This window comes from Neorhizobium vignae (genome assembly GCF_000732195.1).
GTDB lineage: Bacteria > Pseudomonadota > Alphaproteobacteria > Rhizobiales > Rhizobiaceae > Neorhizobium > Neorhizobium vignae.
In genome coordinates, this window is record NZ_JNNU01000016.1 from 144,089 (window position 1) to 151,847 (window position 7,759).

Sequence of the window (7,759 nt, forward strand, 5' to 3'; positions counted from 1 at the left end):
GGGAATGGCATGGACATACTCATAACAGGGCTACTGCTGGGCGGAACCTATGCGCTGATCGCCATGGGCCTGAACCTCCAATACGGCATGGCCCGCATCATGAATCTGGCCAACGGCGAAATGCTGGTGGCCGGGGGGTTCGTCGCCTTCTGGCTATGGACCGGAAGCCAGATCAGCCCGCTGCTGACGGTGTTCGTCGTGGCACCGGTCGCCTTTCTGCTGAACTGGCTGATCTATCTGATTTTCCTGCGCCCGCTGGTAAAGCGCGCCAAATCGCGCGGCCAGCTGGAGGTGGATTCCATCCTCACGACCTTCGGTCTGTCCTTCGTTGCAGTCGGCCTGATGCTCGCCTTTTTCGGCGGCGATTATTTCAGCTATTCCTATCTTTCGGAGCCCGTCCATATCCTGGGCGATACCTACGGCGCCAATCGTGTCGCGGCGTTTCTGGCCGCTGTCGTCGTCTGCGGCCTGCTGTGGCTGTGGCTCAACCGCAGCCGGGCCGGCATGACGATCCGCGCCATCTCGGTTGCCCCGGAAGCCGCGCGGCTGGTCGGCATCGATGTCCGGCGCACGGCGGCGCTGGCCTTTGCGCTGGGCGGTGCGGTCACGGCTACCGGCGGCGCGCTGATCTCGACCTTCCTGACGCTCGATGCCTCGACGGGCGTGATTTTCACGCTGAAGGCGCTGGTGATCGTCATCATGGGCGGTGTGGGCGACGTACGCGGCACGATCGTCGCGGCCCTGCTGCTGGGTCTCCTGGAAACCTTCGTCGCCCGCCTGATCGATCCCGGCCTGACATTGGCAGCCGCCTATTTGCTGTTCGTCGTGATCCTGCTGTTTCGCCCTCAGGGCCTGTTCGGGAGGCCGACGACATGAGCGCTCTTTCCTCTCGCGACTGGGGCAATCTGGCGCTGTGCGCCATAGCGCTCGCCATAGCGGCCTGCCTCCCCTGGACGGCAGGCGCCTATGGCCTGAGCATCGGCGTCACCATCGCCATGTACACGGTGCTGGCCACCAGCTGGGCGCTGTTTTCCGGGCCGACCCATTACATCTCGCTCGCAAGTGCCGCGTTTTTCGGCGTCGGCACCTATGTGACCGGCATCGGCATCCAGTATCTGCCCTACTGGACATTGCTGCCGATTGCCGGCGTCAGCGGCGCCGTCATGGCCGCCCTCGTGGGCCTGGCGACGCTGCGCCTGTCGGGGGTCTACTTCGTGATCTTCACGCTGGGGCTGGCCGAGTTCGTGCGCCAGATCATCACCTGGAGCCAGAACATTTCCGGCACCAAGGGCATCTACGTGCTGACCTCGATCGGCGAGATGCACATCTATTGGCAATTGCTGGGGCTCGCCGCGCTGGTCTGGCTGCTGGGCTGGCTGATCGGCCGCTCGCGGCTGGGCTTCGCGCTCAGGATCATCGGCGACGACGAGGCGGTCGCGCGGCATTCGGGCATCGACACGGCGCGGGCCAAGATCCTGCTGTTCATGGTCCCGGGCGCGGTGGCCGCCATCACCGGCGCCATGCTCGCTCCGCGTTATGTCTATATCGAACCGTCGCTCGCCTTCTCGCCGATGCTGTCCTTCCAGGTGGTGATCATGGCGCTCCTGGGCGGCACCGGCCGGCTGTGGGGACCGCTCGTCGGCGTCATTCCCTTCACCTTCCTGTGGGAGGCGATCTCCGTGTCGTTCCCCAACCAGACCACCCTGCTTCTCGGTGTGTGCTTCCTCGTCATCGTCTACCTGCTGCCCAAGGGCTTCGTCGGGCTGATCGACCTGGCAGCCAGGAGAATGCGATCGGCGGAGGGTTATGTATGACTGCGCTTCTATCCCTTCGCGGCGTCACCAAACGCTTCGGCGGCCTGGTGGCCGTCAACCGCATGGATTTCGACGTAACCGAACATCAGGTGCTCGGCCTGATCGGGCCGAACGGCTCGGGAAAATCGACCACGCTGAACCTGATTTCCGGCGCCTTTCCCGTCACGTCGGGGGCGATCAGCCTGCGGGGACAACCAATCACGCATCTGGCCGCGCAGGATATCGCGCGGCGCGGCGTGGCTCGCACCTTCCAGCTCGTGCGTCTGCTGCCCTCCATGACCGTGCTGCAAAACGTCAAGGCCGGCGCGGTCTTCGGCCATCGCCGCCATTGGGGCCATGAGGCGGACGCGGTCGCCGAGGCCATGCTGGAAAAGGTGGGTCTGGCCGGCCGCGGCCATATGATGGTGGGTCAGCTGACCTATATCGACACCAAGCGCGTCGAACTCGCCCGCGTGCTCGCCGGCGAGCCGGGCGTTGTACTGCTGGACGAATGGCTTGCCGGTCTCAACCCGACCGAACTCGAGGAGGGGATCCGTCTGATCCGCGGCCTGCGCGATGAAGGCCGCACCGTCATCCTTGTGGAGCATGTGATGGATGCGATTCGCTCGCTCTGCGACCGCTGCGTCGTCATGGCCGCCGGCACCAAGATCGCCGAGGGAACACCCGGCGAGGTATTGTCCGACGCCGCCGTGATCCGCGCCTATCTGGGAGACGACGACGATGCTTGAGGTGAAGGGACTGTCTGTCTCCTACGGCCAGCACCGCGCGCTGGAAGGCGCATCGCTGAAGGTCGGCCGGGGCGAGATCGTGGTCATCCTGGGCGCCAACGGCGCCGGAAAATCCACCCTGCTCAAGGCCGTCTCCGGCATCTGCGAGGGGCGGGCCACCGGCGCGATCACCATGCAGGGTCGCGACATACTGGGGCTTGCCGCCAACAAGATCGTCGACGAAGGCATCGCTCTCGTGCCGGAAGGCCGAGGTGTCTTCGCCGATCTGTCGGTTGCCGAAAACCTGCGGCTGGGAGCGCATGCACCCCGCGCCCGCGACGAAGAGGCCGGCAACCTGGAGCGCGTGCTGCGGCTCTTTCCCAAGCTGCAGGAGCGCAGCAGGCAGATCGTGCGGACCATGTCCGGCGGCGAGCAGCAGATGGTGGCGATCGGCCGCGCGATGATGTCGAACCCCGCTCTGCTGACACTGGACGAGCCCTCGCTCGGTCTTTCGCCCCTGCTTTGCAAGGAATTGTTCCAGGCATTGAAGGTGGTGCGCGACACCGGCATCGGCATCCTGCTCGTGGAGCAGAATGCCAAGCAGAGCCTGGCCATTGCCGACCGCGGCTATCTGCTGGAGAATGGCCATATCATCCATGAGGGCCGGGCGCAGGACCTCCGCAACGATCCGGCGGTGCAGGCCGCCTATCTGGGCGGCGGCAAGGCGTCGGCATCAGGTCAGCGGCCGGGCGGGCGGGCGACGACGCCAGCTGCGGCGCCTGGGTCGATGCCGACCCCATCCCCTGCTCCCACCTATGTTCCTCCCCGGACCACGGGAGCATCGCCCGCCGCTATCGCAGCCGCAGCGCTTGCCGCCCTGCCCGCCGTTCCAATGCGCGGGGAGGTCACAGCCCCTCACCCCGCCTCCGCTGCGCTAGGTGACCCTCTCCCCGCAAGCGGGACGAGGGGGAACGGAAACGCCGCGGCAGATACCTTCTCCCCGCTCGCGGGAAGAAGGTGGCGGCAGCCGGATGAGGGGCAGGCCACGACAGTGGGGTCTGCATCACCCCCTCGTCCGGCCGCATCGCCATCGCCGCCCGCTATGCGCGGTGCCGCGGACGCGCTGCTCGGCGGCCTGTCGCTCAATGACATCATCGCGGAAGCCAGCCGCGCAAGCCGCGCCGAACACGGCACAACCATGCCCTCGGCCCCGCCACGCAATCAAGCCACCGCGCCCCCATCCCTCCCGGCCTCGCCCTCGCTTGAGATGGGCAACAGCCAGGATCGACTGAAATCCGTCCTGAAAGAGATCGAGGAAGCCGCTGCCCGCGCTCGGGCATGGCGCCACGATCCCAACCGCAACTGAGGAGATTGCATTATGCTTGATGTCGTCACGTCCCCCACGCCCTCCGTCAGGGGCATGTTCATCGGCGGGCAATGGGTGCCCGCCGCCCGCACCTTCGAGGACCTCAACCCCTCCGACAACTCCGTCTATGCGCGTATTCCGGACGGCTCTGCTGCCGACATGCGCCGGGCGATCGATGCCGCCCAGGCGGCCTTCGGCGACTGGGCGGGCCGCGCCTTTCACGAACGCGCGCACCTGCTCCTGAAGATCGCCGACGTCTGGGATCAGCGCAAGGCCGACTTTTGTGCGGCGGCCATGGCCGAGGGCGGCGGCTGGAAGGGCAAAGGCATGTTCGAGGCAGGTTATGTGGCGGAGGTGTTCCGTTCCGCGGCCGCGCTCTGCTACCAGTCGATCGGCGACGTGCTGCCATCCGAACACCACAAGTTCATGATGGCCACCCGTTTCCCGCTCGGCGTCGTCGGCGTCATCAGCCCCTGGAACATGCCGGGCATCTTGACCTCGCGCGGCTTTGCCGCAGCCCTTGCCGTCGGCAACACGATCGTGCTGAAGCCCTCGGAAGACACGCCTTATTCAGGCGGCCTATACTTTGCCGAAATCCTGGAAGAGGCAGGCATACCGGCCGGCGTCTTCAATGTCGTCACCTGCTCGCGCGACAGCGTCGGCGCCGTAGGCGACGAGATGATCGGCAATTCCAAGGTCAAGGCGATCAGCTTCACCGGCTCGACCGCCGTCGGTCGCCAGATCGCCGCCAAATGCGGCGCCTATCTCAAGAAGGTCTGCGTCGAGCTCGGTGGCAAGGATTCGATGATCCTGCTGGAGGATGCCGACCTTGACGCCGCCGCGCGGGCCGCCAATTTCGGCAGCTTCATGCACCAGGGCCAGGTCTGCATGTCCACCGAGAAGCTGCTGGTGCACGAGAAGATCTACGAGCCGTTCATGGAACGCTTCCTGGCGCGCGCCCGCAAGCTCAAGACCGGCCATACCAACGACCCCTCCAATGTCATTGGCCCGCTGGTCAACACCCGCCAGGCGCTGCGAGTCAAGGCACTGATCGACGATGCGGTGGCCAAGGGCGCCAAGGTGGAGCTCGGCGGCCGCGCCTGGGAGAATTTCGTCGAACCGACCGTGCTCACGAATGTCAACAGCTCCATGAACATATGGCACGACGAGACCTTCGGGCCTGTGGTCGTGGTCTGCCCGTTTCGCGACGATGGTGAGGCGGCAGCGCTCAACAACGACACGGAATATGGGCTGACCGCCGCGGTGTGGTCGAAGGACGAGGCGCGAGCGCTGCGGCTGGCCGAACGGCTGGAAACCGGCATCTGCCACATCAACTGCCAGAATATCAACGACGAGCCGCATGTGCCCTTCGGCGGCACCAAGGCCAGCGGCGTCGGACGATATGGCGGGCGCTGGTCGCTCGACGCCTTCACCGAGCTGCGCTGGATCACGCTGGATCGCGGCGGCCGCCATTTCCCGCCGCAGTTCTGACCGGCACCGAAAGGACTTTTACCATGAGCGCTCTGGGCTGGATCATCATCCTACTCATTCTTGCGGCCATCCTGATCGTGCTGGCCGCCCTGTTCTACCAGCGGGCCACCAACGAGGTGAGCCTCGTGCGCACCGGCATCGGCGGCCGCAAGGTGGTGATCGACGGCGGCACGCTGGCGATCCCCTATTTTCACGAGGTCGGACGCGTCAACATGCAGACCATCCGCATGGACGTGTCGCGCACCGGCGACAGCGCCCTGATCACCAAGGACCGCATGCGCATCGACGTCGGCGCCGAGTTCTACACCTCGGTCGTTCCTGAAAAAGCCGCGGTGGTGCGAGCCTCGCAGACGCTGGGCCGGCGCACCTTCCAGGCCGATCAACTCAGATCCCTCATCGACGGCATGATGGTGGATGCGTTACGCGCCGTCGCAGCCCAGATGACCATGGACGAACTGCATGAAAACCGCGGGGAGTTCGTGCGACAGGTGCATGAAGCCCTTTCCGGCACTCTTTCCAGATACGGCCTGCAGCTGGACAGCGTCTCTTTGACTTCGTTCGACCAGACGCCGTTCTCGGCTCTGGACGAAAACAACGCCTTCAATGCCGTGGGCATGCGCAAGCTTGCCGAGGTCATTGCCAAATCAAAGAAGGAGCGGGCGGAGATCGAGGGCGAGAGCCAGGTCAGCGTGCGCCGCGCCGAGGTGGATTCCAATCGCCGCAAGCTAGAGATCGAGCTGGAACAGCGGCGCGCTGAAATCCAGCAGACCCAGGAGATCGAACTGCTGCTGGCGCAGCAGCTGACGGAAGTCGCCCGCCGCAAGGCGGAGGCCGAGACCGCGGCGGCCGAAGCCCGCATCGGCATGGAGCGCGCCATCCAGTCCGCCTCCATCGCCCGCGAACAGATCATCCGCGAGGCCGAGATCAATCAGGCGCGTGCGCTTGAAATCGCCGAGCAGGATCGCTCCATCCTGATTTCGGCAAAAAGCCAGGAGGAAAGCCAGGCCAAGGCGGAGGCGGCGGACGCGCGCGCGGCCGTGATCACCGCGGAGGAAAACCTCTTGACGGTGCGCCAGGTGGCGGAGGCCGAGCGCCGCAAGCGGCTGGCGCTGCTGGCGGCCGAACAGGATGCGGAAGCGCAGGCCACACGCGTGCGCATCACCTCCGAAAGCGACCAGGTCGCCGCCAAGACTCGCGGCCTGATCCGCCGGGAGGAGGCCGATACGCTGCGCATCCAGAAGAAGGCCGAGGCCGACGGCGAGGCCGCCCGGATCGAGGCGGAAAACACCCGCTCGCCGGAACTGGCGGCCATGGAGATGGAAAAGGCGCGGCTCGCCGCCCTGCCCGCCATCATCGGCGAGATGGTCAAGCCGGCCGAGAAGATCAAGGGCATCTCGATCAACCACATCACCGGCCTTGGCCGCTTGAGCGAGGCCGGCGAACGCATGCCCTCCCCGGTCGACCAGACCGTCAGCTCGATCCTCGACATGGCCGTGACCCTGCCAACCATGAAAAAGCTCGGCGATGCGCTTGGGATGAACCTGGAAAGCCTCGTTCCCGAGGAGCCGCGCAAGAGCTGAGAAGGACGTTCAAGCCAATCGATGATGCCGCGTGGGAAACCGGCGTCTACTCGAGGGGAGAAAGGCGTCAATGCACCCATTTCATGCAAAGGATTTCCGCATTGCCTTTCCGCGCATCGCCTTTTGACCCGCGGCGATTCCCTGATTGACAACGGCCGGATCACAGTGCCCGGCAGCATCTCTGTCCTCTCGCTGATGACGGAAATCACTCGCCGGCATTGCGGGCCAGACAGCGCGGCGAAAGCTGTGCACCCGCTCTCCTTGACCGAGCACACGACAATAAGTGCCTTCGATCAAGGCCGCGCGTCGGCTTTCCGTCATGTTGAGGACACCCGGATATAGCGTGCGGTGGTCCTCTTTGAGAGTAAAAAAGAACAAGATATCTCACCAAACGAGGCAGCGCGTGCGGCAGGACTCTCGCCGCGCCAGTTCGCCCGACTGTTCCGGCAGCATATCGGAGTCACGCCGAAACGGTTCATTCTGGAGACCCGGCTACGCGCGCTTTCTTGTTGAGAATGGTGCCCTGTCTATGACCGAAATCGCATTCGAAACAGGCTTCTCAGATTCCGCACATTTCGCGACCGCTTTCTCGCGGAATTACGGCCATCCGCCAACCATCTTCAGATGAGTGCGCTTGAACCTGTGGCCATCGGGAGCATTTGCATGCTGCGCGGGATCACGTCGTGACCATGCCTGCTTTCAGGGGGCACACCTTTAAAATGTACGTCCCCAATGGGGGCGCATAGCCGTCATTCAGCACATCGCCGAAACAAGTTTCCAGGTCTTGAAGGGATCCGAACT

General features: G+C 64.8%; 6 protein-coding genes and 1 pseudogene. All 7 read left to right on the forward strand.

The window, feature by feature from the left end:
* Positions 1–9: 9 nt before the first annotated feature.
* The gene (locus GQ59_RS24190) at positions 10–876 is read left to right on the forward strand and encodes a branched-chain amino acid ABC transporter permease (protein ID WP_037086132.1); all 867 of its coding nucleotides are present in this window, start codon (positions 10–12) and stop codon (positions 874–876) included.
* Complete coding sequence (locus GQ59_RS24195) at positions 873–1,814, forward strand: branched-chain amino acid ABC transporter permease (RefSeq protein WP_037086135.1); 942 nt, start codon at positions 873–875, stop codon at positions 1,812–1,814. The genes GQ59_RS24190 and GQ59_RS24195 overlap by 4 nt, the downstream gene beginning before the upstream one ends.
* Positions 1,811–2,542 (forward strand): ABC transporter ATP-binding protein, encoded by a 732-nt coding sequence (locus GQ59_RS24200; protein ID WP_037086137.1) that lies wholly within the window; start codon positions 1,811–1,813, stop codon positions 2,540–2,542. Before GQ59_RS24195 ends, GQ59_RS24200 begins: the two co-directional genes overlap by 4 nt.
* Complete coding sequence (locus tag GQ59_RS33465; protein WP_037086140.1) at positions 2,535–3,887, forward strand: ATP-binding cassette domain-containing protein; 1,353 nt, start codon at positions 2,535–2,537, stop codon at positions 3,885–3,887. Before GQ59_RS24200 ends, GQ59_RS33465 begins: the two co-directional genes overlap by 8 nt.
* Positions 3,888–3,899: 12 nt before the next feature.
* On the forward strand, positions 3,900–5,378 hold the full coding sequence (locus tag GQ59_RS24210; RefSeq protein WP_037086142.1) for an aldehyde dehydrogenase family protein: 1,479 nt from the start codon (positions 3,900–3,902) through the stop codon (positions 5,376–5,378).
* Positions 5,379–5,401: 23 nt separating this feature from the next.
* The gene (locus GQ59_RS24215; RefSeq protein WP_037086144.1) at positions 5,402–6,958 is read left to right on the forward strand and encodes a flotillin family protein; all 1,557 of its coding nucleotides are present in this window, start codon (positions 5,402–5,404) and stop codon (positions 6,956–6,958) included.
* 46 nt (positions 6,959–7,004) lie between these two features.
* Positions 7,005–7,586, forward strand: a pseudogene (locus tag GQ59_RS24220) (helix-turn-helix domain-containing protein); the annotation flags it as partial.
* Positions 7,587–7,759 lie beyond the last annotated feature (173 nt).